The organism is Streptomyces sp. NBC_00247 (assembly GCF_036188265.1).
Taxonomy (GTDB): Bacteria; Actinomycetota; Actinomycetes; order Streptomycetales; family Streptomycetaceae; genus Streptomyces.
In genome coordinates, this window is sequence record NZ_CP108093.1 from 5,221,136 (window position 1) to 5,244,870 (window position 23,735).

Below are 23,735 nucleotides of genomic sequence, written 5' to 3' on the forward strand. Positions count from 1 at the left end.
GTCCGGTACGGAGCCGCAGGCGGGAGCCCTCCCGCGCCGGGTACGATGGCGGCACGGCAGACGAGCCGGGCGGACGGCCGCGTGGAGATCCCCGGATCTCCCCGAGGAACGTCCGGGCTCCACAGGGCAGGGTGGTGGCTAACGGCCACCCGAGGTGACTCGCGGGACAGTGCCACAGAAAACAGACCGCCCGGGACTCAGGTCCCGGGTAAGGGTGAAACGGTGGTGTAAGAGACCACCAGCGCCTGAGGTGACTCAGGCGGCTAGGTAAACCCCACCCGGAGCAAGGTCAAGAAGGACCGTCGCAAGACGGCCCTGCGCGAACGTTCGAGGGCGGCCCGCCCGAGTTCGCGGGTAGACCGCAGGAGGCCGGCAGCAATGCCGGTCCTAGATGGATGGCCGTCTCCCCGGCCGCCGCGAGGCGACCGGGCGACAGAACCCGGCGTACAGCCCGACTCGTCTGCCGCCCCCTCCTCCTGATGGGGGTGTACCCCATTTGACCTGCGTGTTCGTGGGTCGGAGGGGGCTTTACTCCCTTGTCCCGGCCGTCCGATCTCGGACTTTTCGCCGATTGTTCATCCTGCTTTTCGGCCCTCTCGGTGGCCGCCGCGGCCTCCCTCGGCAGTGCCTCGAACGGGCATGGAGGGCAGGGAGCGGAGAAGCCCGCCCGTCCTCGGCCGGGCGGCATCCGTCAGCCTGGGCCGCTCGCCCGCGAGCGCTTCTACGCCACCGGGGCGGATCCGGTGCCCGAGGACGCGGCGAGGGCTTCGTCGAGATCGGCGTACAGGTGAAGAACCGTGTCGGCCCCCGTGATGCTGAAGAGCCGACGCAGCGCCACGGACGGTGCGGCGATGCGCAGGAGACCCCGCTGGTGGGTGAGAAGGATCAGCTGGAGGAACGTCGAGTCCCCGAAGGTGACGCGGGTGGCGTCGAGGACGAGGCCGCCGTGGGAGGCGAGGGCGACCTCGATGTCCCTCCTCAGGGGTTCGAGGGTGTCTTCGTCGATCTCTCCGTGAGGCGCGACCACCGGTAGGGGGCGTTCGCCGACGGGACCGCCAAGTGTTGTCATCGGGCAAATGTTACCTGTGTCCCTTCAGGGCGCGGCATGCCATGGATTCCGACGACGACAGGTGCTCGCCCACCGCCCCCGGCCGACGAGGAAGCATGGCCGGGACCTCTGCGTCACGGAGGGGGCCCGGTGGCCGCCCGGCGCCGGTCTCAGCCGCGGGTGCGAAGGGTCGCGGCGGGGGTGGTGCCGTAGAGCCGGCGATAGGCGGCTGCGAAGCGGCCGACGTGCGGGAAACCCCAACGGGCGGCTATCCGCGTCACACTGGACGTGCCGGGGTCCGCGGTCTTCAGCTCGCGGTGCGCACGGGTGAGGCGCACCTGACGCAGGTAGCCGAGTGGGCTCGTGTCGGTGTGCCGGCTGAAGGCGTACTGCACGGCCCGTGGGGTGACGAACGCGGCGGCGGCGATGTCGGACAGTCCGATGGCCCGGTGGGCGTTCTCTTCGATGAAGGTCCTGGCCCGGCGCAGGGTGTCGGTATGGGCGTCACGGCTGTCGATGCGATGGCACTCCTCCTGGTAGGCGGTGCTGGGGAGCGCGGAGAGGGCGACAGCGGCCAGATGCTGGGTGGCGGTGGCGACGACGAGTGGGTCCGGGACGGTGGGACCCGTCAGGACGTGGTCGCGGAGGAAAGCCACGGTGCCGCCCAACCGGCGGTTGGCGCCGCCGTCGAGTGCGCGCTGGCCGGTGAGCCGGACCGGCCCCGGAGCGGCGTGAGCTCCCGCGGCGGCCACCGTGTCGAGCACGGTCGGGTCGAACATGGTGATGGTGTAGCGCGCGGAGTGCAGGGCGCCCGTGTAGGGGCGGTCGGGAGGGGCGATGAGGAAGGTTTCGCCCGGTCCGTAGACCTCGTGGCGGCCCTCGGTGGTGTCCACCATGCTGCCGCTGTGCACGGTGATCAAGCAGATCTGGCCCAGTGGGTTGGCGGTGTAGGACATGGTGTAACCGAAGGTGAGGCGGTCGACGGTCAGGCCCCCGGCAGCGGTCCTCTCGATGCGCGTCTGCGTGTCGTTGGGCCGGCCGCCGATGCGCATCGGCGTGTACGCACGCGACAGGAACTCCTCCGTCGCTCCCAGGTCGCTGCTGTCGAACCGCTCCGTGTCCACCTGTGCCTCTCCCTGTGCGCTCCGGCGGGGGCGTTCCCCGCGTAAGCGTACGACGCCGCCGCATGCGGTTCACGGGTGCGGCGGGGGCGAGTGGGCGAGGCTGACGGCCGCCGCTCGGGAGTGCCGGTCCGCGGGCGCCGACGCTCCGAAAGGTCGGAAAACGAAGAGCCGTGGCCTCTGCCGCGAAAGGCCGACCGTGAAGTGCGGCTCCGTGGGTGTGCCGGACGAGGGGAAGGGCATTCGTGGGGTCGAGCGGCCCACCGCAGCAGGGGGCCCCTGTCATCCACGCACCGAGAGAGGTCTGCAGTGCTCACAGCCCACACCGCCCGGCATAGCAGCGGGCGGGCCGAGGTCACGGCGTACCAGGACGTAGGTGACGGCCGATGCGTGCTGTACCCGCGGGGGGCCTTCGACGCAGCCACCACCGGAGTCCTCGACCAGGCCATCGGCCGGGCGCGGATGCCTCGCATCGTGGTCGATTGCTCCGCCGTCACCTTCGCGGACGTGGCCTTTCTGCGCGTGCTGTGCGAGCGCGACTCGCACGGCACGCGAGTCGTCGTGACCGCACCGTCCCGCGCCGTGCGCCGCCTCCTCGACGCCACGGGAACCACCACTCGCTTTCTCGCCGCGGGCGACTCCGCTCCCGCGTCGTGGAGCTGCTCCGGCGCGGACACTCTGCGCGCCGGCTGACGGCTCGACGTTCCCGAAGACCCTCGCCGGGCCGGCGGCCGCAGACTCCTCCCTTCCGGCGGCGGACGGGGTCACATCCGGCAACCGGTTCGATCCGCGTGGACGCACGGCGGAACTCAGGTGAGGGAGATGACGGCTTCGATCGTCTTTCCGCCGGCGGTCGGGACGACGGACAGGCGCTTCGTCAAGCGGATGACCATCGGCCATCCGTAACCCCCCACGGCGTACTCGCCCGGCGTGCGCGAGCGGACGACCGGCAGCTCGGTGCTCCCGTCGGCGACCGACAGGAAGAGTTCGTCGTCCTGGATCCGTGCGGAGAAATCGGTGAGCCCTCCGCCGTGGTGGGATGCGTTGGTGACCAACTCGGAGGTCACCAGAAGGGCGTCCGTCCCTACTGTGTCGTCCCGGAATCCGTCGTCGCCGGGGACGAACCGCTCGCGGAGCAGGGCTTCGACGTGATCGCGGGCGTCAGCCGCACTCGTCGGGAGGGGGGCGCCCTTGACGAGCACGCTTGCAAGTTCGCCGCTCACGCCGCCTCCATTGCCCTCTGCCGCAACACCTCGTCGATCCCATATGCCCACCGATCCCGCACCTACACAGCTCGGTGGCCACCCGTGACCAGGCTTTCCCCGATCGGTGCCCCCAGTCGAAGGCCCGGGCCGGCGGCGGGCGCCGACGTTGCCGGGGAAGAGGCCGCCCGGCGGCTCGGGCGTGACGCCGAGGTGCGCCCTGGTGCGCCTCCCGGAGGTCCGGTTGCCCCCCTGCCGGGCCCCCGCGAGCATGAGCGGGTGGAAGACGGAGGGCCGTCCCCGGAGGCGGCGCGGCAGGAGCAGCGCGCGTTGCGAGTCTCGATGGCGGTCTCGGTCGCGCTCGCGGTCGCGGGACTGGCGTGGGGGCTCGTCGCCGGGTCGCAGGTGATCCTGCTCGACGGCGTCTACACCGTCCTCGGCATCGGCCTCTCCTGGCTCGCGCTCCGCGCGTCGCGCACCGCCGCGGCCGGACCGACGCGGCGCTTCCCGTTCGGGCGCGAGTCGCTCGTACCGGTGGTCGTCGGGGTGCAGGGCCTCGCGCTGCTCGGGACACTCGGCTACGCCGCTGTGGAGGCGGTACGGGTCATCCTGGACGGCGGCTCCGAGGTGGCGGCGGCGGGCCTGGCCGTGTACGGAGCGGTGACCGGTCTGGCGTGCCTGGCGGCGTACGGCCACCTGGCACGGCGCTGCCCGCGGACGGACCTGATCCGTACGGAGGCGACCGTCTGGCTCGCGGGGGCCGTGACCAGCCTCCTCATCGCGGTGGGCGGGGTGGTGGCGCTGGTCCTGGGCACCACGGTGTGGAGCGGCGCGAAGGCGTACGCCGACTCGGTGCTGGTCCTGCTGAGTTGCGCACTGCTCGGCACGCTGCCCGTGCGGATGCTCCGGCAGGCCGCGTCCGAGCTGCTGGAGTCGGCTCCCGAACCGGCGGTGCGGCAGCGGGTCGGGGAGGTGGTGGAGCGGGTGCGCGCTGCCGAAGGGCTCCCCGAACCGGTCCTGCGTACCAGCAAGGTGGGCCAGAAGCTGTACGTGGAGGTCACGTTCGTGGTGCCGCGGGACAGCTGGGACGTCGCCGGCGAGGACCGCGTGCGGCGGGCACTGCGTGAAGGGCTCGCCGCCCTGCCCTACGAACCGTGGAGCGTCGTGGAGATCACCTCGGACCCCGGGCTGGTGCTTTGAGGCGCCGGTGATCCGGCCCGTCCACCGCCCGCCGCAGGGCAGACCGGTGCTCGTCCAGGCCGGCCGCTTCGAGGAAGGCCGCGACTTCGCCGCCGGCTACGCGGACGTGGTCTTCGCCGCGGCCGACGACGTCAGGAGCGCCCAGGCGTTCCACGCCGAACATGAAGGCCCGCGCCCGGCGCAAGGGCCGCGACCCGAAGACGCCGAAGATCCTGCTGGGGACCCATGTCGCCCTCGGCGCCACCGAAGCCGACGCGAAGGCCCAGGAACGCGAGTGGGTCGAGGGCGTCGACATCGGCAAGGCCGTCGCCTACCTCCAGACGGTCCTCAGCCCGTGCCTGCGGCCGGCCGAACTCCCGCTCGACGCACCGATTCCCGTCCGGCTGCTCGAAGAGGCCGAAGCGCTCCGCCACGAGCGGTACCGGCGGGGCGCCGCCTGGCTGCGCACCCACCACGGGCAGACCGTGCGGCAACTGGCGCTCAAGCACCGGCAGAACAGCCCGCACCTCGGGTTCACGGGCACCCCCGAACAGGTGGCCGCCGAGCCGGCCGGGCTCTTCCGGGAGGGAGCGGCGAACGGCTTCGTCCTCTCGCACAGCCATCTGCCGGAAGGACTGGCCCCGTTGACCCGGGGCGTGGTGCCGGAGATGCGTCGGGCGGGACTCTTCCTGCGACTACGAGGGGCCGACCCTCAAGCACCACCTCGGCATCGCCTGACGCCGGGCGACCGGTGCTCCGGACGGCGCGCGCACCACTGCCGACGTCCGGAGCACCCCTGGCGGTGGGTAATTGGACCATTGCGCACCGCGCACGGCCGGTGGGCGCTAGCGTGGTCGCCGTGGACGACCTCGACGCCGACGAAGCCGACAAATGGCCCCTCCCGCCCCCCTGGATGTGGGACTGCGGAGACTGCGTGACCCTGTACCGGCGGATGAGGGAGGCGCCCGAACTCGCGGCGGCGGCCCGGGAGGAGGTGGGTCCCGGCATCGACTGCGACCCCTTCGACCAGGTGATCACCACGCAGATCCGGCTCTCCCAGCACATCGCCAACCAGCACACCGCGCACGTACCCGACACCGTCCCGTCGTGCGGGCGGTGCGCCTCGGACGTGGTGTCCACGACGATGCCGCGGGCGCTCGTCCTGGAGCACCGGGCCCGTCATCTGGTGGTGCCGCCCAGCATCGTGGGCGGCATCTGAGAACCGGGGGGCGGAGCGCGTCACGCCCCTTCCGGCAGCACCGGGGCGAATGCGATCAGCCCGAGCCGCTGGGTCGCGCGGGTCAGCGCCACGTACAGGTCGTTGACCCCGCGCGGGGAGCCGGTCCTGATCCGTTCCGGTGCCACGACGACGACCGAGTCGAACTCCAGGCCCTTGGACTGCCGCGCGTCCAGGATCACCACCGGGGCCGCCAGGTCGGGGTCCGGTCCGAACGAGGCGCCCGGCAGGGCCTCGGCCAGCTCGACGTGGAGCTCCCGCGGGGCGATCACCGCGAGCTTCCCCTCGTTCCGGGCCTCCCGGGCGACGGCCTCGGCCGCCACGCGTACCAGCTTCTCCGGCTCCGCCGTCAGGGTCCACGGCGCGACACCGGTGGAACGCACCGAGCGGGGCGGCTCGAAGGAGGGGTCGGTCTCCCGCCGCACCTCGGCGGCCGTCTCCATGATTTCCTGCGGCGTACGGTAGTTGACGTCCAGGCGGGTGTGCTCCCAGCGGTCGCCGACGTACGGTCCGAGGATGTCGGCCCAACTGTCGGCCCCGGCCGCCGAACCCGTCTGCGCAGGGTCGCCGACCAGTGTCATGGAGCGGGTCGGGCACCGCCGCATCAGCAACCTCCAGGCCATCGCGGAGAGTTCCTGCGCCTCGTCGACGATGATGTGGCCGAAGGCCCAGGTCCGGTCGGCGGCGGCGCGCTCGGCGGCGCTGCGGTGGTCCGCCTCCTCCTGCCGCTCGGCGAAGCGTTCGGCGTCGATGATGTCGTGGGCGGAGAGGATCTCCGCGTCGTCCTCGTCCTCGAAGTCGGTGGAGCGCGAACCCTCGGAGAGGTCCAGGACGCCCTGGGCGTACACGATCCGCTGCCGGCGCTCCGCTTCCTCGGCGGCCCGCAGCGCGCTGTCGTCCTCGCCGAGCAGTTCGGCGGCCTCGTCGAGCAGCGGGATGTCGGCGGCGGTCCACTCCGTGCGGTCCGTCAGACCGGTGGGGTCCGTGTCGTCGCGGCGGACCGTCTCCGCGTCACCGGCCGGAAGTCCGGTGGGCGCGGCGAGGTACTCGGCGAGGAACTGCTCGGGGGTGAGGCGGGGCCAGAGGCCGTCGATGGCCGCGCGCACCTCCGGGTTGGCGGCCACCTCCTCGCGCAACTGCTCCACGTCGGAGGGGTCGAGCAGATTGGGGCCGCCGAGCGGGTCGGCCCCGATACGGTCGGCGAGTTGCCGGGTCAGCGCGTCGACGACCCCCGAGGCGAACGGGCGGCGGGCGAGGTTGTGCGGCAGGCCGGTGTTCCGCGCCTCCGCCCTGACGCGGAGGACCGTGTCGGGGCCGAGGAACAGGGTCTCTTGCTCGTGGGCGATCCCGACCGGCCCCGCGGGCAGCCGCTGCCGGTCGGCGACCGCCTCGCGCAGGACCTCGGCCATCCGGGCGGAGCCCTTGACGGCCGCGGCCGTCGGGGTGTCGGTGCCGGTGGCCCGTACCCCGGGGAAGAGTTCCTCCGGGGTGGCGAGCAGTACACCGGTCTCGCCCAGGGAGGGCAGCACGTTGCCGATGTAACCGAGGAAGGCCGGGTTGGGGCCGACGATCAGTACCGCCCGGCGGGCCAGCTGCTCGCGGTACGCGTACAGGAGGTACGCGGCACGGTGCAGGGCGACCGCCGTCTTCCCGGTGCCGGGCCCTCCTTCCACCACGAGCACACCCCGGTGCGGGGCGCGGATGATGCGGTCCTGCTCGGCCTGGATGGTCCGCACGATGTCGGTCATGCGGCCGGTGCGGGTGGCGTTCACGGCGGCCAGCAGCACCGCGTCGCCGTTGGGGTCCTCGTGACCCGTGCGGTGCGCGGGCGCGGTCTCGTCCAGATCCAGGATCTCGTCGTGCAAGGCGGTGACCCGGCGTTCGCGCGTGGTCAGGTGTCTGCGGCGCCGGAGCCCCATGGGGGTGTGGCCCGTCGCCAGGTAGAACGGGCGGGCCACCGGTGCGCGCCAGTCGACGAGCAGCGGGGTGCGCGCCTCGTCGTCGTCGCGCATGCCGAGTCGGCCGATGTGGTGGTGCGTGCCGTCGCGCAGGTCGATGCGGCCGAAGCAGAGCCCGTCCTCCACGGCGTTCAGCGTGGCGAGGCGGTCCGACTGCTCGGCGACCGTGACGTCCCGCTCCAGCCGGGCCTGCCTGCTGTGCACGGGCTGCCCCAGTGAGCCCCGTACGGCGCCCTCGGCACCCTCCCGCAGGGTGTCGAGTCGCTCGTGGAGCAGGGTGACGAATTCCTGTTCGCGCACCATTTCCTCGCTTGACAATGTGACTCCATAAAAGATAAGATGAGCCCTGTGAGTTTCTCCCGTGATGGTGCGAGAAGGTGACGCGTCGACATCACGGGAAACGTTCAGTTTAATCGGAAGAGTGCCTCGGACGTCAATGCGGCCGGGGCATTTTTTGCGTTCCCGCCCCCCACCGCCCGGGTTTCTTCCCCATCGCGCGGGTCCCGCCCCGAATCCGTCCCGGGCGGTGCCGTCCCCGTTCCCGCGCGTGCCGGGCCGGCGGACGCGGTCCGGCCCGCGCGGGGCGCGGCGTAGCCTTCCGTCATGGAGTTTTCCGCCGAGCCCCCGTCGGGTACGGACGCGGCCGTCCCGGGGCGGCGGCCCGCCGCCGACGGTCCCATGGCCGCGCCCGAGGTCACCTACACCGAGTGCCGCCGGTGCGGCACGCTCATCGCCGGTCTGGACGGGCGCTACGCCTGTGCGGGCTGCGGATGGGTCAACGACCACTCGGAGGGGCACCGTGCGCTGCCGACCGCCGAGGACGACCCCGACTTCCCCGGAGCGGCCGCGTCCCGGCGCCCCGCGGGGACGGGGCGGGCCCGCGGCGCGTCCCGTCCCCGCCCAAAGGCGCGGGCGGACTGACCGGAGGGGGCGGGACGGCCGGGGCCGGTCACTCGCGGATCAGGGGCGGCGGGGCGGACCGTCGATCAATGTGGCGAAACCGTCCAGAAGGCGTTGCAGGCCGAACTCGAAAAGCATGTCGAGATCGAAGTCGTAACCGGCTCCGGTGATGCGCTCCAGGGTCGGGAACGCACCGGCCGAGAATGCCTGGCGGAGTTGTGGTTTCTGCGTGTCCATCCACTCGTCGCTCGTCAGGCCGGTGAATTCCTCGGCCACGGCTTCGGGTTCGATATTGATCGCCGTCCCCCGCACGTAATTGAACAAGGTGACGTGAATCGTGAAGTGCGTCTGCCTGTCGAGTCCGCGGCCGTCCAGGGCCTGAAGCACCCACTCGGTGAAGGGCATGGCCCCGGCCAGCAGCTGCGGCCGGGTCACCGACAGCGCCGGGGCCAGCCACGGATGGCGGCGGAACGTCTCCCACAGCAGACGCGCGGCGAGTTCCAGCCGCTCCCGCCAGCCCGACGGGTGCTCGGCCGGAAAGCGCCATTCGGAGCAGGCGGCGTCCATCATCTGTGTCACCAGATCGTCCTTGTCGGCCACGTGCCGGTAGAGCGACATGGTCGCCGCGCCCAGCTCGTTGGCCACCCGTCGCATCGAGGCCGCGCCCAGCCCTTCGGCGTCCGCGACGGCGATGGCCGTGGCGATGATCCGCTCCCGGGCGAGCGCGACGCCGGATCCTTCCGGAGCGGCGCCCCCGCCCGGAGTCCGGAGGGTCGACCGGGCCGCCGTGGGGGCGGACGGAACGGCCGCCGGGCGTCGTGTCCGGGCGGCGCTCTCGACCACGGTGCCCACGCCGGGCACCGGCCGTACCAGCCCTTCGTGCCGCAGCTCGGCGATGACCTTGGTCGCGGTGGCCATGGCGACCCCCCACTGCCGGGCGATCTCCCGGGTGGAGGGGACGCGGTCACCGGGGGCGAGCTCCCCCGACTCGATCCGCCCGCGCAGCATCCCGGCGATCCGGCGGTACGGCGGCTCCGGCGGCAGTGCCCGCCCTGCTTCTCCGCGCGCTTCCAGCTGGCGGTCCATGACACCTCCGTACTAGTGCACCTCTCTGCGGGGCGCACTGTACCGCCCTGACCACGGTGAAGGGCCCCGGTCGCCGCGAGGACGCCCCGGACGGTGGTGCACCTCGACACTGTGTACTAGTGCACTGGCGGGTGTTTTCCCTTGCAGGGTACGGATTTTGGGGTTGCGGGGCGTGTTGCGTACGCCGTACATTCATGCTCATGAAGAGACATGACGTACTCATCTCCGGCGCCGGTATCGCCGGTCCGGCCCTCGCGTACTGGCTGCGCGCGGCGGGCTTCGACGTCACGGTCGTCGAGCGGGCGCCGAGTCCCCGGCCGGGCGGACAGACCGTGGATCTGCGTGGTGCGGGCCGGGAGGTGATCAGCCGTATGGGCCTCATGGACCGGGCCCGCGCGGTCGCCGTCGACCAGCGCGGCCTCGCCATGGTGGACGCCCGGGACCGGGTCACCGCCGAGATGCCGGCCGCCGCCTTCGGCGGGGAGGGGATCGTCTCCGAGATCGAGATCCTCCGGGGCGACCTCGCCCGCCTCCTGTACGACGCGACCTCACCCACCACCCGCACCTCGTCCACCGCCGGCACCTCGCCCGGCACCGGCACCGGCTCCGGCACCGGCACCGGCTCGGGGGTGGAGTACCTCTTCGACGACACCGTCACCGCCCTCGCCCAGGACGACGACGGCGTCACGGTCACCTTCGAGAAGGCCGGCCGGCGCCGCTTCGGGGTCGTGGTGGGAGCCGACGGGCCGCACTCCGTGGTCCGGTCGCTCGCCTTCGGTCCCGAGGCCGACTTCGTCCGCCCGCTGAACTGCTGGACCGCGTGGTTCACGGCCCGGGAGGACTGGGACCTCGGCGGCTGGTTCCGGATGTTCAACGCCCCCGGCGGGCTCGTCGCGTCCGCGCGCCCCGGCCGGCTGCCCGGTGAGATCAAGGCCGGACTCAGCTTCCGCGCGGAGCCCTTCACGTACGACCGCCACGACGTGCGCGCCCAACAGGACCTGATCGCCCGTCGGTTCGAGGGCGTCGGGTGGGAGGTCCCGCGCCTCGTCGCGGCGATGCGCACCTGCGACGACTTCTTCTTCGACTCGCTGGGGCAGGTGCGTCTCGACAGTTGGTCGCGCGGGCGGACGGTGCTGCTCGGCGACGCCGGACACTGCCCCTCGCCCCTCACCGGCATGGGGACGAGCCTCGCCCTCGTCGGCGCGTACGTGCTGGCGGGCGAACTGACCCGGCCCGGCGCCGGGCACCTGGACGCCTTCCGGAACTACGACCGGATCATGCGCCCCTACGTCACCCGGGCGCAGCAGCTCCCGCCCGGCGGCGCCTCGGCGTACGCACCGAACGGCGCGCTCGCCATCCGGCTGCGCGCCGCCTCGATGCGGTCGATGGACCGCTGGCCCATGCGGCAGGTGCTGGCCGCCCAGTTCACCAAGGCCGGGGACATCGACCTGCCCGCCTACGCCCACCTCCCGGCAGGTCCCGCGGCCGGTCTCCCCGGGGCGGGCCTCAGCTCCCGCTCGGGTACGCCGACTCGTACGCGGCGCTGAACAGCGCCTTCACGTCGTGCCCCGACAGCCCTTCGGTCCGCGCCTGGACCAGCCACGCGTCCAGGGAGGTGCGGAGCGGCGAGTCGGGTCCCGACTGGGGCCGGGCGAGGTTACGGGTGATGAAGGTGCCGGCCCCCTGGCGCACTTCGGCGAAACCGAGGCGCTCCAGCTCCCGGTACGCCTTGAGGGTCGTGTTGGGGTTGACCTTGGTGCCGGCGGCCACCTGCGCGGCCGTGGGCAGCTTGTCCCCCTCCTGGAGGGCGCCCATCCGCAGGGCCTGCTCGACCTGGTGCACGATCTGCAGGTACGTGGCGATGCCACTGCGCCGGTCGATGCGGAAAACGACCACTGCTCTTCACCTTCCGCTCGACTGAGGAGACTTTACGGACACGGGGGGCGTGCCGTCACAGCGGGCGCCGGGAGACACGCCACACGACGAACACCGTCAACAGCGCCGTGGCGGCGAGCAGGATGGCCGCGCCGGTCCACTGCATGGCGTTCATCTGGTCGTATTCGAGGTACTCGACGACGTTGTTGACGATGCCCTTGTCCTTGACGCAGGCGTTCTGTGCCGCCTCGGTGGCCTTGGCGCAGATGCCCCAGCCGTAGAGCGTGCCGTCCGCGCTGCCGACCCAGCTGTCGAGCTGCTGCACGTCCTGGTAGCTGCCGAGGGAGCTTTCCGCGTTCAGCGGGTACGTGTACAGGTGGCTGGTGCCGAGCCCGTCGCGGAACCGGTCCCAGACGATGTTCACGAACACGGAGAAGCCCAGGGTCACCACCATCGCCATCAGCACCCGGCGCAGCAGGACCCCGATGGTGATGCCCGCCGCGGTCAGGAACAGGCAGAAGGCGGGCAGGACCGGACCGGTGCCGTCGAACACCGACCCGTCCATCCAGACGGCGGGGAGGACCGAGCGGTACGGCTTCCACCACCAGGTGAAGAGGACGGAGAGCACCAGGCCGGCGAAGAGGGCGACGCAGTAGCCCAGCGTCAGCTTGGCGATCAGCCAGCGGCGGCGCGCCACCGACTGGGTGGTGACCAGTTGCGCGGTGCCCTGTTCCGTGTCGGAGGCGATCAGCGGAGCGCCGACGAGGACGCCGAGGAGCGTCGGGAGCAGGCCGAGGGCCAGCGTGACGTAGTTCCAGACCCGTGCGGAGACGACGGGATCCGGCGCGTTCTCGCGCGGCCACCCGGCCGCGTCCAGCGTGTCGATCATCTGCCCGCGCTCGTACGCGATCACGGCCGCGCCGAGGACCACCAGCGCGAGCACGCAGTACAGCGTCGCCCGGTGTTGGCGCACCACGAGCCAGGCCAGTCCGCGCAGCGGGCCGCGCCGGACGGTTCCCGCCCCCGTGGTGGGGTCGGTCAGGGTGGTCGTGGTCATGATGCGGTGATCCCTTCGGCGTCGGTGCGGGCACCCGGGGCGAGGAGCGCGGGCGCGTCCGGTGAGCGGAGGTGGGCCAGCAGCACCTCCTCCAGGCTCGGTTCGGTGATCTGCCAGTCGCCGGTGAGCGGCCCCTCGGCGCGTACCAGCGCCTGGAACTGGCGTCCCTGGACCCGGGACTCGACCACGGTGTGGCGGGTCAGCTCCGGCGGCAGCTTGCCGTCCGGCGCCAGTCCGGTCACCAGCGTGTGGGCAGGGACGAGTGCGTCGGTTTCACCGGCCATCCTGAGCCGCCCCTCGGACACCACCAGCAGGTGGTCGCACATGTCCTCCAGCTCGCCCAGCATGTGGGAGGACATCAGCACCGTCGTCCCGCGTTCGACGGCCTCGGCCATCAGCAGGGTGCTCATCTCGTCGCGCGCCAGCGGGTCGAGGTCCGACATCGGCTCGTCGAGCAGCAGCAGGCCGGGGCGCTTGCCGAAGGCGAGCGCGAACGCGACCCGGGTGCGCTGGCCGCCGGAGAGCGTGCCGACGCGCGCCTCCAGCGGGACCTGACCCGAGCGGACGATCCGCTCCGCCGCCGCCATGTCCCAGCCGGGGTTGAGTTCTGCGCCCATCCGCAGTGTCTCGGCCACCGTGAACCACTTGAAGAGCGGCTTGTCCTGGCCGAGGAAGGCGAACCTGGGCATCGCCGACGCGTCGTCCGACGGGATGCCGAAGATCTTCAACTCGCCCTCGGTCGGGGCGATCTGCTGGGACGCGATGCCGAGCAGGGTGCTCTTTCCCGCGCCGTTGGGGCCGACGAGACCGCAGATCCTTCCGGCCGGGAGCCGGAAGGAGAAGTCCCGCAGCGCCCAGCCGCGGCGGTAGCGCTTGCTCAGTCCGCGGGCCTCCAGGGCCCATGGCCCGGAGGTCTCGATCGGTGTGCTCGGGTGTTCCACGCCTCGCCCCAATTCCACTAGTCAACTAATGGAATCATTGTCTGTAGGTCGGGAAACTGTCAAGGCGCCCTTTCCCGGAGGCGGTTCGGGAGAGCGTGGCCCGCCCCGGAAACGCCGATCGCCCGGAACGCGAGGCGTCCGGGCGATCGGTGAAGCGGTCGGGTTCGAGGCGGCAGGGGCGGTACAAAGTGGTCCGGGGCGGTACGGCGGTGGTCCGGGGCGTACGGCGCCGGTCTCCGGCAAAGAGCGGTGGTCGCCGGCAGAGAGTGGTGCGGGCGGTCAGACGAGCGGAGGCCGGCCGAGCCGGGTCATCCGCCACACCGTGCGCCAGCGCATCGGGTTGCGGGGGCCGCACGGGGTGCGCAGGCCCTCGGCGAACCCGCCCATCCAGGCCTTCAGCCCCTTCGCGGAACGGGTCCTGGCCAAGGTGAGCAGCGTCCAGACACCCAGGTAGAGCGGGATCAGCGGCGCCGGGAGGTTCCGGCGGGCGAGCCACACCCGGTTGCGGGCGGTCATCCGGTGGTAGACCGCGTGCCGGGCGGGCGAGGTCTTCGGGTGCTGGAGCAGCAGATCGGGCTCGTAGAGGATGTTCCAGCCGTGGTCGAGCGCCCGCCAGGAGAGGTCCGTCTCCTCGTGGGTGAAGAAGAACTCGGCAGGCCACAGGCCCGTGCCCGCCAGCATCTTCATCGAGAAGGCGTGCGCGCCGCCGAGGAAGGCCGTGACGTGCCCGCGCCGCATCGGGTCCGAGGCGCGCAGCCGCGGGATGTGGCGGCGCTGCGTCTCGCCGTGCTCGTCGGCGATCCGGAAGCCGACGATGCCCAGACCCGGATCGGCGGTGAACAGGTCCTGCACCGTGCTGAACACGTTCTTCTCGACCAGCAGGCCGTCGTCGTCCAGCTCGATCACCACGTCCACGTCACCGAGCTCGGCGAGCCGGGCGAGGCCGACGTTCCGGCCGCCCGGGCAGCCGAGGTTCTCCTCGTTCTCGATGAGGGTCACCCCGCCCTCCAGGTCCTCCAGGCCGGGGAAGGCGGAGAAGTCGGGAAGCTTCGTGCCGTTGCCGATGACGACGAGCCGGGTGGGCCGGACGTCCTGCATGGCCACCGACGCGAGGAGGGCCTCCACCGCCTGCGGGCGGTCACCCATGGTGACGATGGAGACACCGATGCGTGGTGCGAGGGTTGCGGATGCGGACAAGATCGGTACTCCCGTGCTCGGCTTCGGTGTCCGCGATCGTACGCCCCGGATTTCGGCCGCCCGACGCCGAACCGTCGTATGGATGCCGAGAGGTGTTCACCGGACGCCGAGGGGACGCCGAGGGTGCGCCGGGAGGACGCCGAGGGCGCTGCCTCGGGACGCGCCCGGCCGGGGGCGGAGGCCCTCCGGTCAGCCGATACGGATCCCCGCGCCGCTCACCCGCACGCGCGGATCGCCCGGACGCAGCTCCACCGTGAGGGTGCCGGGCCGGCCCATGTCCGCGCCCTGGTGCAGGGTGAGCACCGCATCGTCCGGGACGAGGCCCAGCTCACGCGCGTACGCCCCGAAAGCCGCGGCGGCGGCACCCGTGGCGGGGTCCTCGACCACCCCGCCCACCGGGAAGGGGTCGCGGGCGTGGAAGACCCGCCCGGACTCCCGCCACACCAGCTGTACCGTCGTGAGGTCCAGGCGCTCCATGAGGGACGCGAGGCGGGAGAAGTCGTACCGCAGGTCCGCGAGGCGCTCGCGGGTCGCGGCGGCCAGCACCAGATGGCGGGCACCGGCGAACGCGATACGGGGCGGCAGCGCCGGATCCAGATCGGCGGCGGGCCAGTCGAGTGCGGCCAGCGCCTCCGCCAGATCGGCCGGGGCGACGTCCCTCACGTGCGGCTCCACGCTGGTCAGCGTGGCCCGCGCCGTGCCGTCCCGCAGCGCCACCGCGACCGGGACCGTGCCGGCCCGGGTCAGGAACTCCAGGTCACCGGGGCCGTCGCGGTCCGCCAGCGCGAGCGCGGCGGCGACCGTCGCGTGCCCGCAGAACGGGACTTCGACCTTCGGGCTGAAATAGCGGACCGTGTACGTCCGCTCCCCGGGCGCCTTGGTCAGGAACGCGGACTCGCTGTAACCGAGCTCGGCGGCGACGGCCAGCATCGCCGCGTCGTCCAAGGCGGAGGCGTCCAGCACGACACCGGCCGGGTTGCCGCCCTCCGGGTCGGTGGAGAAAGCGGTGTAACGCAGGATCTCGGCAGGTTCGTCGGCACTCATGTACCGGCTCAACCGGCGAGTACGGGGAACCTATTCCCGCCGCGCCCGGGAGGCGCCCACCGCTCGGCCCAGCATCTCCTCCACGAGGTCGGCGGCCCGCAGGGTGCCGCCCTCGGCGAGGGCCGCCGTGCGGACCTCCGCCGAGCGGCGGGCCACCTCGGGATCGGCCAGGAGTTCGTCCAGGGCCGTCCGCAGCACCTCTGCCGTGGCGTCCTCGGTGTCGACGCGGCGGGCCACGCCCAGCTCCACCAGACGGTCGGCGTTCATGAACTGCTCGGCGCCCTGCGGGACGGCGATCATGGGAACCCCCGCCCGCAGCCCCTCGCCGCAGCCGCCCATCCCGGCATGGGTGACGAAGGCGTCAGCCCGCTCCAGGATCGCCCGCTGCGGCACCCACCGGTGCACCTCCACGTGGGGCGGGATCTCGCCGAGCTCCGCCAGGTCGGTGTACTTCCCGATCTGGAGCACCAGGTGCAGGTCGGGCCGGCCGCCGAAGGCCGCCAGGCACCGGCGGTAGAACTTAGGCCGGTGGGTGTAGGCCGATCCCAGGGAGACCAGCAGGACCCGCCCGGCACCGGCGGGACGCGTCCAGCCGGCGGCTTCGGCCGCCGCGCCCGGCGCCGGCTCGTCCACCGGCACGCAGGTGCCCACGAAGGTCACCCGGTCCGTGTCCACCCGGTCGGCGTGCGGCTGCATCGCCCGGGGGATCAGGGCCAGGGCCCGCTCCGGGCGGCCCGAGAAGGCGTCCATGTCGGTGGTGGTCGCCCCGCATCCGGCGAGCCACCGGGTGAACTTCGCCCGGTAGCCGTCGGCGCCCGGCAGCCGCCACAACCGCGCGCCCACCTCCTCCTCGTACCCTTCCCAGCCCACCAGGGTCGGGGACAACTGCAGGACGGGCCGCCGCTGGGACTCGGCGAGCGCCCGCCCGGCGTAGGCGCCGATGTCGTAGAGGTAGAGGTCGGCGGGATCGTCGTCGTAGAAGGCACGCAGCTGCGGGAGGGCCCGGACGGCGTCGTCCAGGAAGAGCTCCATGGCCGCGACGGGGTCGTCGGGCCACCTGTTGTCGGCGACCGGCAGCCCGGAGACGCAGGGCACCGGCTCCGCGCCGGTCGGGGCGATCAGACCGGCGACCGCCGGATCGTTGGCGTACGTCACCCGGTGGCCCCGGGAGACCAGTTCCCGGATGATCTCCAGGCTGGGCAGCACATGGCTGACGGCGGGAATTCCGGCCATCGCGATGTGGGCGCGGCGACGGGACATCGGGAATCACACCTTCCGGGTCTGCGGGGGCGGGACGGGCACCGTCATGCGCCGCGCGGGCCGGGCGCGGCGGCTTCCAGGTCGGCGACGCTGCCCGACATCACCGTCCGGACGTGCGCGGTGAGGTGCTCGGCGGGCCAGTCCCACCAGGCCACCGCCAGCAGCCGGGCGACGTCCCGGGCGTCGAAGCGGGTGCGCAGGAGGCGGGCCGGGTTGCCGCCGACGACGCCGTAGTCGGGCACGTCCGAGGTGACGACCGAGCCGGCGCCGACGATCGCCCCGTGCCCGATCCGTACGCCCGGCAGCACGGTGGCGCCGTAGCCGAACCAGACGTCGTTGCCGACGACCGTGTCCCCCCGGTCCGGCAGGCCCGTGAGCAGGTCGAAGTGCTCGGCCCAGGAGCCGCCCATGGTGGGGAAGGGAAACGTGGAGGGGCCGTCCATACGGTGGTTGGCGCCGTTCATCAGGAACCGCGTCCCCGTACCCAGCGCGCAGAACTTCCCGATGACCAGCTTCTCCGGGCCGTAGTGGTAGAGCACGTTCCGCGTCTCGAACGCGGTCGCGTCGTCCGGGTCGTCGTAGTAGGTGTACTCCCCGACCTCGATCAGCGGCGACGTCACCAGCGGGCGCAGGAGCACCACCCGGGGCTGGCCGGGCATCGGGTGGAGCACGGTCGGGTCGGCGGGTACGGGCACGTCGGGTCCTCCCGGAGGCGGCGTCGGGCCATCCATGATCACAGCAATGCGCCCTCCAGGACAGTCATTTGTCACCTGCGGGTACGTGCGCCGCCCGCTGCCCCGTCCGGCGCACGCGGTGCTCATCACCCCGCCATCCGGATGTCGTGCACCCGACAGACGGGCGACGCCGTTCCGCACTCCAATGCCCAGGGGGCGTCCGGCGGGCCGAGGCCGCACACCCCTCGAAACCCACCTGCCAGGGGAGAGACCATGATGCCCGCACCGACCGCCACGGACACCGGACACCCGGACCACCCGGCCGGGTTCCGCGCCGCGGCCCGCCGCCACAGCCAGGGCGTGGGCCGCCGCCGCTTCCTCACCACCACCGGCGCCGCCGCCGCGCTCGCCTTCGCCGTCAACCTGCCGGCCGCCGGCACGGCGAGCGCCGCCGAACTCGACCCGCGCCGGATCACCGAAGACCCGTTCACCCTCGGGGTGGCCTCCGGCGACCCGCTGCCCGACTCCCTCCTGCTCTGGACGCGCCTCGCCCCGCGCCCGTACGAGGCGGACGGCGGACTGCCCGCCGCCCGCGTCCAGGTCGGCTGGGAGCTCGCCCACGACGAGCGTTTCCGCCGCGTCGTCCGGCGCGGAACCGCCACCGCGCACCCGGAGTTCGCCCACAGCGTCCGCACCGAGGTCCGCGGCCTGGAACCCGGCCGCACCTTCTACTACCGCTTCCGCGCCGGCGGCTGGACCAGCGGGACCGGCCGCACCCGCACCGCCCCCGACCCGCACACCCGCAACCGCGCGGTCAGGCTCGCCGCCGTCTCCTGCCAGGCGTACCACGACGGGTACTTCACCGCCTACCGCCACCTCGCGGACGAGGACGTGGACGCCGTCTTCCACCTCGGCGACTACCTCTACGAGTACGCCGTCACCGCCACCGGCGGCGCCCGCGCCTACACCGACCGCGTGCTGCCGGACGTCTTCAACCGGGAGACCCTGACCCTGGAGGACTACCGCCTGCGGTACGCCCTCTACAAGTCGGACCCCGACCTGCGCGCCGCACACGCCGCGCACCCCTTCGTCGTCACCTGGGACGACCACGAGACCGAGAACAACTACGCCGACGACGTCCCCGAGAACAGCGTGCCCGCCGAGGAGTTCCTGCTCCGCCGGGCCGCCGCCTACCGCGCGTACTGGGAGAACCAGCCGCTGCGCACCCCGCAGCGCCCCACCGGCCCCGACATGCGCCTCTACCGGCGGCTCCGGTTCGGCCGCCTCGCGCAGTTCGACATCCTGGACACCCGCCAGTACCGCAGCGACCAGGCGTACGGCGACGGCTGGAAGGTCCCCGGACCCGAGTCCGAGGACCCCGCCCGCACCCTGACCGGTGCCACTCAGGAGCGATGGCTGATCGACGGCTGGCGCACCTCGCGCGCCACCTGGAACGTCCTGCCCCAGCAGGTCACCTTCGCCCGGCGCAAGGACGTGCCCACCGCCGCCTACAAGCTCTCGATGGACTCCTGGGACGGCTACCCGGCCTCCCGGCAACGGGTGCTGGACGGCGCCGAGTCGGCGGGCGTCGACAACCTGCTGGTCCTCACCGGCGACGTGCACGTCGCCTACGGCTTCGACCTCAAGAAGGACTTCGACGACCCCTCGTCCCGCACCGTCGGCACGGAGATCGTCACCTCCTCGATCACCAGCGGCCAGAACGGCTCGGTGAAGCCGGCCAACTGGAACAACCAGATGGCGGCCAACCCGCACCTGAAGTTCTACGACGGCCGCCGCGGCTACGCGCTGGTCACCCTCGAAGACGACCACGCCCGCGCCGACTTCCGCGCGGTGGACGCCGTCACCACGCCCGGCGCCCCCGTCACGACGGCCGGTTCCTTCGTGACGGAGGCGGGCAACCCGGGGCTGACCCCGGCCTGAAGAAAGGCATGTGACGAGCCGTCAGGCACCCTTGCCCGCACGGTTGTCGCAGGGGTAGCGGACGCCGATGCGGTCCCGTACCGCGTCGAGCGTCCGCATCACCGCCAGTGAACCGTCCAGGGGCACCAGCGGGGACTCGGTCTCGCCCGCCCGCAGTGCGCGCATCACCTCGACCGCCTCGTACTGCATGCCGGACAGGCCCTGCGGACCCGGGCCGGTGACGATCTTCTCCGGCGCCGGGTCCGAGGAGCCCGCGCGGTGCAGGAGGAGGTGGTCCGGGTGGAAGAAGTCGCGCGGGAGGTCGATACGGCCCTTCGTGCCGACGACGGTCGCCGCCGTGGCGTGGTGGCCCACGATCGAACAGGAGAGCAGCGCGGTCGCGCCCGAGTCCCAGCCCAGCAGTATTCCGGTGTTCAGGTCCGTGCCCTCGGGGGAGAGCAGCGCGTCCGCCTGTACCCGGTCCGGCTCGCCCAGCAGCAGGTGCGCGAACGACACCGGGTAGACACCCAGGTCGAGCAGCGCGCCGCCGCCGAGGGCGGGGTCGCGCAGCCGGTGCTCGGGACCCACGTCACCCGCGAACCCGAAGTCGGCCTGGACGGTGCGGATCTCGCCGATCGCGCCCTCGCGCACCAGCTCCGTCATCCGGCGGACGACCGGGTTGAGGTACGTCCACATGGCCTCCATCAGGAACAGGCCGCGCTCCCGGGCGAGCCCGACCAGCTCGCCGGCCTGCCCCGCGTCCAGCGTGAACGCCTTCTCGCAGAGCACGTGCTTGCCCGCGCGCAGCGCCAGCGCGGCCGCCTCGTGGTGGGCGGAGTGCGGGGTTGCGACATACACCACATCGACGTCGTCGTCCGCGACCAGCTCGGCCCAGCTCCCGTAGGCCCGTTCGATCCCGAACCGCTCGGCGAACGCCCGGGCCGACGCCTCGGTGCGCGAGGCCACCGCGACCACCTCGGCGTCCGGCAGTCCCAGCAGATCCTGGGTGAAGGTCGCGGCTATGCCGCCCGTCGCCAATATGCCCCAACGCACAGTCCCGCTCATGCCCCGCCCTTGATATTGGGTTCCGACCACTCGGCCTGAGCTGAGAGCATAGATGCGGATTTCAACGATGTGGAGATGAAGCATGCCGGACAGCGGCGGAAGCCGGGCCCAGCAAGAACAAGAGCACATACCTACGGCGGGAACCGGTCGGCTGATCACCGGCCCCGCCGTTCCCGACCCCGCGCCGGGCCCCGAGGGCCCGGCTCTTCCCGGTCTGACCGGCCTCCCGGACGCTCCGGCGGCGGCCGTCCGCCGGACCGCGTTCCTGGTGACCCTGGTGCTCGGCGGCCTCACCGCGCTGCCGGCCCTCTCCATGGACATGTACCTGCCGGCGCTGCCCGACGTCACCGACGCGCTGCACGCCCCGGCCGCCACCGTCCAGCTCACGCTGACCGCCTGCCTCCTCGGCATGGCCCTCGGTCAGCTCGTCATCGGCCCCATGAGCGACCGGTGGGGCCGCCGAGGACCGCTGCTGACCGGCATGGTCGTCTACGTGGTCGCCACCGCGATCTGCGCGATAGCCCCCAACGCCGAGATGCTCATCGGCTGCCGCCTGCTCCAGGGCCTCGCCGGCTCGGCCGGAATCGTGATCTCCCGGGCCGTCGTGCGCGACCTCTACGACGGCATCGAGATGGCCAAGTTCTTCTCCACCCTGATGCTGATCTCGGGTGTCGCCCCGATCATCGCCCCGCTGATCGGCGGCCAGGTGCTGCGGATCACTGACTGGCGCGGGGTCTTCGTCGTCCTCACCGTCGTCGGCCTGCTGCTGACCCTGGTCGTGTGGAAGAGCCTGCACGAGACCCTGCCGCCGGAGGAACGCCACACCGGCGGCGTCGCCGAAGCCCTGCGCACCATGCGCGGCCTCTTCGCCGACCGGGTGTTCATCGGCTACACGATCGCCGGCGGGCTCGCCTTCGCGGCCCTCTTCGCCTATGTCAGCGCCTCGCCGTTCGTCATCCAGGAGATCTACGGCGCCTCGCCGCAGACCTTCAGCCTGCTCTTCGGCCTCAACTCGGTCGGCCTGATCGTCGTCGGTCAGATCAACGGCCGGCTGCTCGTCGGCCGGGTCAGCCTCGACCGGGTGCTGCTCTTCGGGCTCTTCGTCATCCTGCTCGCCGCCGTCGCGCTGCTGCTGATGACCAGCGGGGTCTTCGGCGAGGTGGGGCTCGCCCCCGTCGCCGGCACCCTGTTCGTCCTGATGTCCGCGATGAGCCTGGCGCTGCCGAACACGAACTCGCAGGCCCTGATGCGTTCCAAGCACGCGGCGGGCTCCGCCTCCGCGCTGCTCGGCACCTCGTCGTTCCTGATCGGCGCGATCGCCTCGCCGCTGGTGGGGATCGCGGGGGAGGACACGGCCGTCCCGATGGCCCTCGTCCAGACCATCTGCGCCGCCGCGGCCATGGCCTGCTTCCTGGTGCTCTGCCGCCCCTGGGAGCGCCGGGGCCGGGAGGCCGGCGGGCTGTAGCGCCCGGCCCGGCACCTGCGGTCGTCCCCGCGAGTGCCGGGCTCCCGTCCCCGCGGGCGGGCCGCCCGGGGGCCGGTCAGTCCTCGCGCGGGTAGCCGATCAGATGCGCCCGGCCCGCACGGTCCGTGGTGCGGAAGATCCCGACCCCGGTCGCCTCGGCCATCGGAAGCCGTACGTCGCGGGCGAGCGGCTCGTCCGATCCGTCGACGAAGTCCATGACCACCGGCACCCCGCCCCCGGCCAGCGCCTCGTCGGCGTCGCGCACGTTCCGGGCGCCGTACGCGATCCCGTCGTCCGTCACCGAGGCCAGCGTCACGGGGGACGAACCGTCCTCGTCCTCCAGGCAGTAGCCCTTCCCGGCCACCAGGTCGAACGCCAGGTTCCCGGCGATCAGGTAGTCGCCCGAGGGCGGGACGACCGCCTGCGGGAAGCGGCCCGGCTGTATGGCCGGGCGGTGGCACTCGACCGACACCAGGGCCTTGCCGCTCGCGGCGTCGTGCACCGTCCACAGTTCGTGGGTCGCCGCCCGCTCCGAGGACTTCTCCGGCTGCCACTTCGCCAGCACCAGCCCCGCCGCCACGGACGTCGGCACCCCGGAGGCCGGGTCGGCCCCCTTCGGCGCGACCTTCCGGCTGTACCAGCCACCCCGTACCCAGAACTCCCGCGCCCCGCTCACCAGCAGCCCCTGCCCGGTCTGGCCGGCCACCTCCGTCAGCTTCCGGCAGGCGGTACAGCCCTCGGGGTACTTCAGATCCGACGCGGCGATCTTCGACGTCCCGCCGGTCACCGGGTCGATCAGCGCCACGTTCGCGTCGGCGTCGGAGACCACGATGTCCGGGCCGGCCGCGGAGACCGCCGGAGCACCGTTCCACGGCAGTTCCACGTGGTGACGGTCGCCGTCGGTCGCCGCGTACACGTCGATCGAGAGGAACGTCTCCGACGGGGCGAGCCCGTCGCCCGCCTTCCCGTACGACCACGTGACGAAGAACTCCCGGTCCTCCCGGGAGACGGTCAGCAGCCGGGGATAGCTCTCCGGGTCGAGGGCCTGGCGCGCCTCGCTCCGCCACCCCAGCTTCCCGGTGGCCGTGTCGAGGGTGCGCAGCCGGTAGCGCCGGTCCGCCGTGCGCTCCAGGTAGGCGAGGGTGCCGGTCGACCAGGAGAAGGCGATGTCCGGCGAGGCGCCGACGATCTCCCAGCCGCGCGCCGTCGTGTACCGGGGCGGCACGTCGAGCACGGTCCGCGACCCGGACGCGGAGGGCGTGGGCTTCGCCGAAGGGGAGACGGAAACAGCCTCGGGCGCGGCGCCCGCGCTCTCGCCGTCGTTCTTCGAGGCGCCCCCGCCGCAGGTCGCCAGCAGCAGAAGGAGCACCAGGAAGGTCACCCCGCCGACCAGAGTCAGCCGAACGATCCTCTGTCTCATGGGTCCCCCCGTCGGGCTGTCGCGGGTCTCGCGGCGGTCAGCGTAGCAACTGCCACCTGAGCGAGCGGAGTTACACCCGTCCCTGT

Annotated in this window: 22 protein-coding genes and 1 other RNA gene; 9 read left to right on the forward strand and 14 right to left on the reverse strand. The window is 72.5% G+C overall.

What is annotated here, in order from left to right; genetic code table 11:
* The first annotated feature begins 61 nt into the window (after positions 1–61).
* Positions 62–463: RNase P RNA component class A (gene rnpB, locus OHT52_RS22740), an RNA gene on the forward strand.
* 258 nt (positions 464–721) lie between these two features.
* On the opposite strand, the gene OHT52_RS22745 is transcribed toward rnpB, so the two are convergent.
* Positions 722–1,069: an STAS domain-containing protein gene (locus tag OHT52_RS22745; protein WP_328722022.1), complete on the reverse strand. Its 348-nt coding sequence runs from the start codon at positions 1,067–1,069 to the stop codon at positions 722–724.
* Positions 1,070–1,218: 149 nt separating this feature from the next.
* On the reverse strand, positions 1,219–2,172 hold the full coding sequence (locus tag OHT52_RS22750) for a helix-turn-helix transcriptional regulator (protein WP_328722023.1): 954 nt from the start codon (positions 2,170–2,172) through the stop codon (positions 1,219–1,221).
* Positions 2,173–2,478: 306 nt separating this feature from the next.
* On the opposite strand from OHT52_RS22750, the gene OHT52_RS22755 reads away from it, so the two are divergent.
* On the forward strand, positions 2,479–2,862 hold the full coding sequence (locus OHT52_RS22755; protein ID WP_328722024.1) for an STAS domain-containing protein: 384 nt from the start codon (positions 2,479–2,481) through the stop codon (positions 2,860–2,862).
* 116 nt (positions 2,863–2,978) lie between these two features.
* On the opposite strand, the gene OHT52_RS22760 is transcribed toward OHT52_RS22755, so the two are convergent.
* Positions 2,979–3,392, reverse strand: coding sequence for an ATP-binding protein (locus tag OHT52_RS22760; protein WP_328722025.1), 414 nt, complete (start codon positions 3,390–3,392; stop codon positions 2,979–2,981).
* A 258-nt stretch (positions 3,393–3,650) separates the two neighbouring features.
* Here OHT52_RS22760 and OHT52_RS22765 point away from each other — a divergent pair, with 258 nt between their 5' ends.
* The 3 genes from OHT52_RS22765 (at position 3,651) to OHT52_RS22775 (ending at position 5,769) form a co-directional block, all read left to right on the forward strand.
* Positions 3,651–4,571: a cation transporter gene (locus OHT52_RS22765; protein ID WP_328722026.1), complete on the forward strand. Its 921-nt coding sequence runs from the start codon at positions 3,651–3,653 to the stop codon at positions 4,569–4,571.
* A gap of 161 nt (positions 4,572–4,732) precedes the next feature.
* Positions 4,733–5,488, forward strand: a complete 756-nt coding sequence (locus tag OHT52_RS22770) for a hypothetical protein (RefSeq protein ID WP_443046645.1) — start codon at positions 4,733–4,735, stop codon at positions 5,486–5,488.
* Positions 5,485–5,769, forward strand: coding sequence for a hypothetical protein (locus tag OHT52_RS22775; RefSeq protein WP_328722027.1), 285 nt, complete (start codon positions 5,485–5,487; stop codon positions 5,767–5,769). Before OHT52_RS22770 ends, OHT52_RS22775 begins: the two co-directional genes overlap by 4 nt.
* A gap of 20 nt (positions 5,770–5,789) precedes the next feature.
* Here the strand turns inward: OHT52_RS22775 and OHT52_RS22780 are convergent, their stop codons facing one another.
* Positions 5,790–8,048, reverse strand: a complete 2,259-nt coding sequence (locus OHT52_RS22780) for a HelD family protein (RefSeq protein ID WP_328723860.1) — start codon at positions 8,046–8,048, stop codon at positions 5,790–5,792.
* A 300-nt stretch (positions 8,049–8,348) separates the two neighbouring features.
* Between OHT52_RS22780 and OHT52_RS22785 the strand changes: the two genes are divergently transcribed.
* The gene (locus tag OHT52_RS22785) at positions 8,349–8,666 is read left to right on the forward strand and encodes a hypothetical protein (RefSeq protein WP_328722028.1); all 318 of its coding nucleotides are present in this window, start codon (positions 8,349–8,351) and stop codon (positions 8,664–8,666) included.
* 39 nt (positions 8,667–8,705) lie between these two features.
* Here the strand turns inward: OHT52_RS22785 and OHT52_RS22790 are convergent, their stop codons facing one another.
* On the reverse strand, positions 8,706–9,731 hold the full coding sequence (locus OHT52_RS22790) for a TetR/AcrR family transcriptional regulator C-terminal domain-containing protein (protein ID WP_328722029.1): 1,026 nt from the start codon (positions 9,729–9,731) through the stop codon (positions 8,706–8,708).
* Between the two features lie 200 nt (positions 9,732–9,931).
* Between OHT52_RS22790 and OHT52_RS22795 the strand changes: the two genes are divergently transcribed.
* Positions 9,932–11,278: an FAD-dependent monooxygenase gene (locus tag OHT52_RS22795; RefSeq protein ID WP_328722030.1), complete on the forward strand. Its 1,347-nt coding sequence runs from the start codon at positions 9,932–9,934 to the stop codon at positions 11,276–11,278.
* Here the strand turns inward: OHT52_RS22795 and OHT52_RS22800 are convergent.
* The 7 genes from OHT52_RS22800 to OHT52_RS22830 all read right to left on the reverse strand — a co-directional run bounded on the left by OHT52_RS22800 (position 11,238) and on the right by OHT52_RS22830 (position 17,800).
* Positions 11,238–11,627 carry a GntR family transcriptional regulator gene (locus OHT52_RS22800; RefSeq protein ID WP_328722031.1) on the reverse strand — a complete coding sequence of 130 codons (390 nt, stop codon included), beginning with the start codon at positions 11,625–11,627 and terminating at the stop codon, positions 11,238–11,240. The two genes, OHT52_RS22795 and OHT52_RS22800, sit on opposite strands and share 41 nt — an antisense overlap.
* A gap of 55 nt (positions 11,628–11,682) precedes the next feature.
* Positions 11,683–12,663 (reverse strand): ABC transporter permease subunit, encoded by a 981-nt coding sequence (locus OHT52_RS22805; RefSeq protein WP_328722032.1) that lies wholly within the window; start codon positions 12,661–12,663, stop codon positions 11,683–11,685.
* The gene (locus OHT52_RS22810) at positions 12,660–13,604 is read right to left on the reverse strand and encodes an ABC transporter ATP-binding protein (RefSeq protein ID WP_328722033.1); all 945 of its coding nucleotides are present in this window, start codon (positions 13,602–13,604) and stop codon (positions 12,660–12,662) included. Before OHT52_RS22810 ends, OHT52_RS22805 begins: the two co-directional genes overlap by 4 nt.
* 279 nt (positions 13,605–13,883) lie before the next feature.
* Positions 13,884–14,801: a glycosyltransferase family 2 protein gene (locus OHT52_RS22815; RefSeq protein WP_328722034.1), complete on the reverse strand. Its 918-nt coding sequence runs from the start codon at positions 14,799–14,801 to the stop codon at positions 13,884–13,886.
* Positions 14,802–14,990: 189 nt separating this feature from the next.
* On the reverse strand, positions 14,991–15,845 hold the full coding sequence (locus OHT52_RS22820) for a PhzF family phenazine biosynthesis protein (RefSeq protein ID WP_328722035.1): 855 nt from the start codon (positions 15,843–15,845) through the stop codon (positions 14,991–14,993).
* A 30-nt stretch (positions 15,846–15,875) separates the two neighbouring features.
* On the reverse strand, positions 15,876–17,105 hold the full coding sequence (locus OHT52_RS22825; RefSeq protein WP_328722036.1) for a macrolide family glycosyltransferase: 1,230 nt from the start codon (positions 17,103–17,105) through the stop codon (positions 15,876–15,878).
* A gap of 44 nt (positions 17,106–17,149) precedes the next feature.
* Complete coding sequence (locus OHT52_RS22830) at positions 17,150–17,800, reverse strand: CatB-related O-acetyltransferase (protein WP_328722037.1); 651 nt, start codon at positions 17,798–17,800, stop codon at positions 17,150–17,152.
* 252 nt (positions 17,801–18,052) lie between these two features.
* On the opposite strand from OHT52_RS22830, the gene OHT52_RS22835 reads away from it, so the two are divergent.
* Entirely contained in the window at positions 18,053–19,720 is a 1,668-nt protein-coding gene (locus OHT52_RS22835) for an alkaline phosphatase D family protein (protein WP_328722038.1), read from the forward strand.
* Positions 19,721–19,741: 21 nt separating this feature from the next.
* Here OHT52_RS22835 and OHT52_RS22840 read toward each other — a convergent pair whose 3' ends face one another.
* On the reverse strand, positions 19,742–20,764 hold the full coding sequence (locus tag OHT52_RS22840; RefSeq protein WP_328722039.1) for a Gfo/Idh/MocA family protein: 1,023 nt from the start codon (positions 20,762–20,764) through the stop codon (positions 19,742–19,744).
* 82 nt (positions 20,765–20,846) lie between these two features.
* Between OHT52_RS22840 and OHT52_RS22845 the strand changes: the two genes are divergently transcribed.
* Positions 20,847–22,229: a multidrug effflux MFS transporter gene (locus tag OHT52_RS22845; RefSeq protein ID WP_328722040.1), complete on the forward strand. Its 1,383-nt coding sequence runs from the start codon at positions 20,847–20,849 to the stop codon at positions 22,227–22,229.
* A 76-nt stretch (positions 22,230–22,305) separates the two neighbouring features.
* Here the strand turns inward: OHT52_RS22845 and OHT52_RS22850 are convergent, their stop codons facing one another.
* Complete coding sequence (locus OHT52_RS22850; RefSeq protein WP_328722041.1) at positions 22,306–23,649, reverse strand: hypothetical protein; 1,344 nt, start codon at positions 23,647–23,649, stop codon at positions 22,306–22,308.
* Between the last annotated feature and the right edge of the window lie 86 nt (positions 23,650–23,735).

What these genes read in the sequence shown, in the direction of transcription:
- OHT52_RS22820 (WP_328722035.1), bottom strand. Translation starts at nt 15,845, where the DNA reads ATGAGTGCCGACGAACCTGCCGAGATCCTGCGTTACACCGCTTTCTCC.
- OHT52_RS22805 (WP_328722032.1), bottom strand. Translation starts at nt 12,663, where the DNA reads ATGACCACGACCACCCTGACCGACCCCACCACGGGGGCGGGAACCGTC.
- OHT52_RS22795 (WP_328722030.1), top strand. Translation starts at nt 9,932, where the DNA reads ATGAAGAGACATGACGTACTCATCTCCGGCGCCGGTATCGCCGGTCCG.
- OHT52_RS22785 (WP_328722028.1), top strand. Translation starts at nt 8,349, where the DNA reads ATGGAGTTTTCCGCCGAGCCCCCGTCGGGTACGGACGCGGCCGTCCCG.
- OHT52_RS22835 (WP_328722038.1), top strand. Translation starts at nt 18,053, where the DNA reads ATGATGCCCGCACCGACCGCCACGGACACCGGACACCCGGACCACCCG.
- OHT52_RS22780 (WP_328723860.1), bottom strand. Translation starts at nt 8,048, where the DNA reads ATGGTGCGCGAACAGGAATTCGTCACCCTGCTCCACGAGCGACTCGAC.
- OHT52_RS22850 (WP_328722041.1), bottom strand. Translation starts at nt 23,649, where the DNA reads ATGAGACAGAGGATCGTTCGGCTGACTCTGGTCGGCGGGGTGACCTTC.
- OHT52_RS22770 (WP_443046645.1), top strand. Translation starts at nt 4,733, where the DNA reads ATGAAGGCCCGCGCCCGGCGCAAGGGCCGCGACCCGAAGACGCCGAAG.
- OHT52_RS22845 (WP_328722040.1), top strand. Translation starts at nt 20,847, where the DNA reads ATGCCGGACAGCGGCGGAAGCCGGGCCCAGCAAGAACAAGAGCACATA.
- OHT52_RS22840 (WP_328722039.1), bottom strand. Translation starts at nt 20,764, where the DNA reads ATGAGCGGGACTGTGCGTTGGGGCATATTGGCGACGGGCGGCATAGCC.
- OHT52_RS22790 (WP_328722029.1), bottom strand. Translation starts at nt 9,731, where the DNA reads ATGGACCGCCAGCTGGAAGCGCGCGGAGAAGCAGGGCGGGCACTGCCG.
- OHT52_RS22825 (WP_328722036.1), bottom strand. Translation starts at nt 17,105, where the DNA reads ATGTCCCGTCGCCGCGCCCACATCGCGATGGCCGGAATTCCCGCCGTC.
- OHT52_RS22745 (WP_328722022.1), bottom strand. Translation starts at nt 1,069, where the DNA reads ATGACAACACTTGGCGGTCCCGTCGGCGAACGCCCCCTACCGGTGGTC.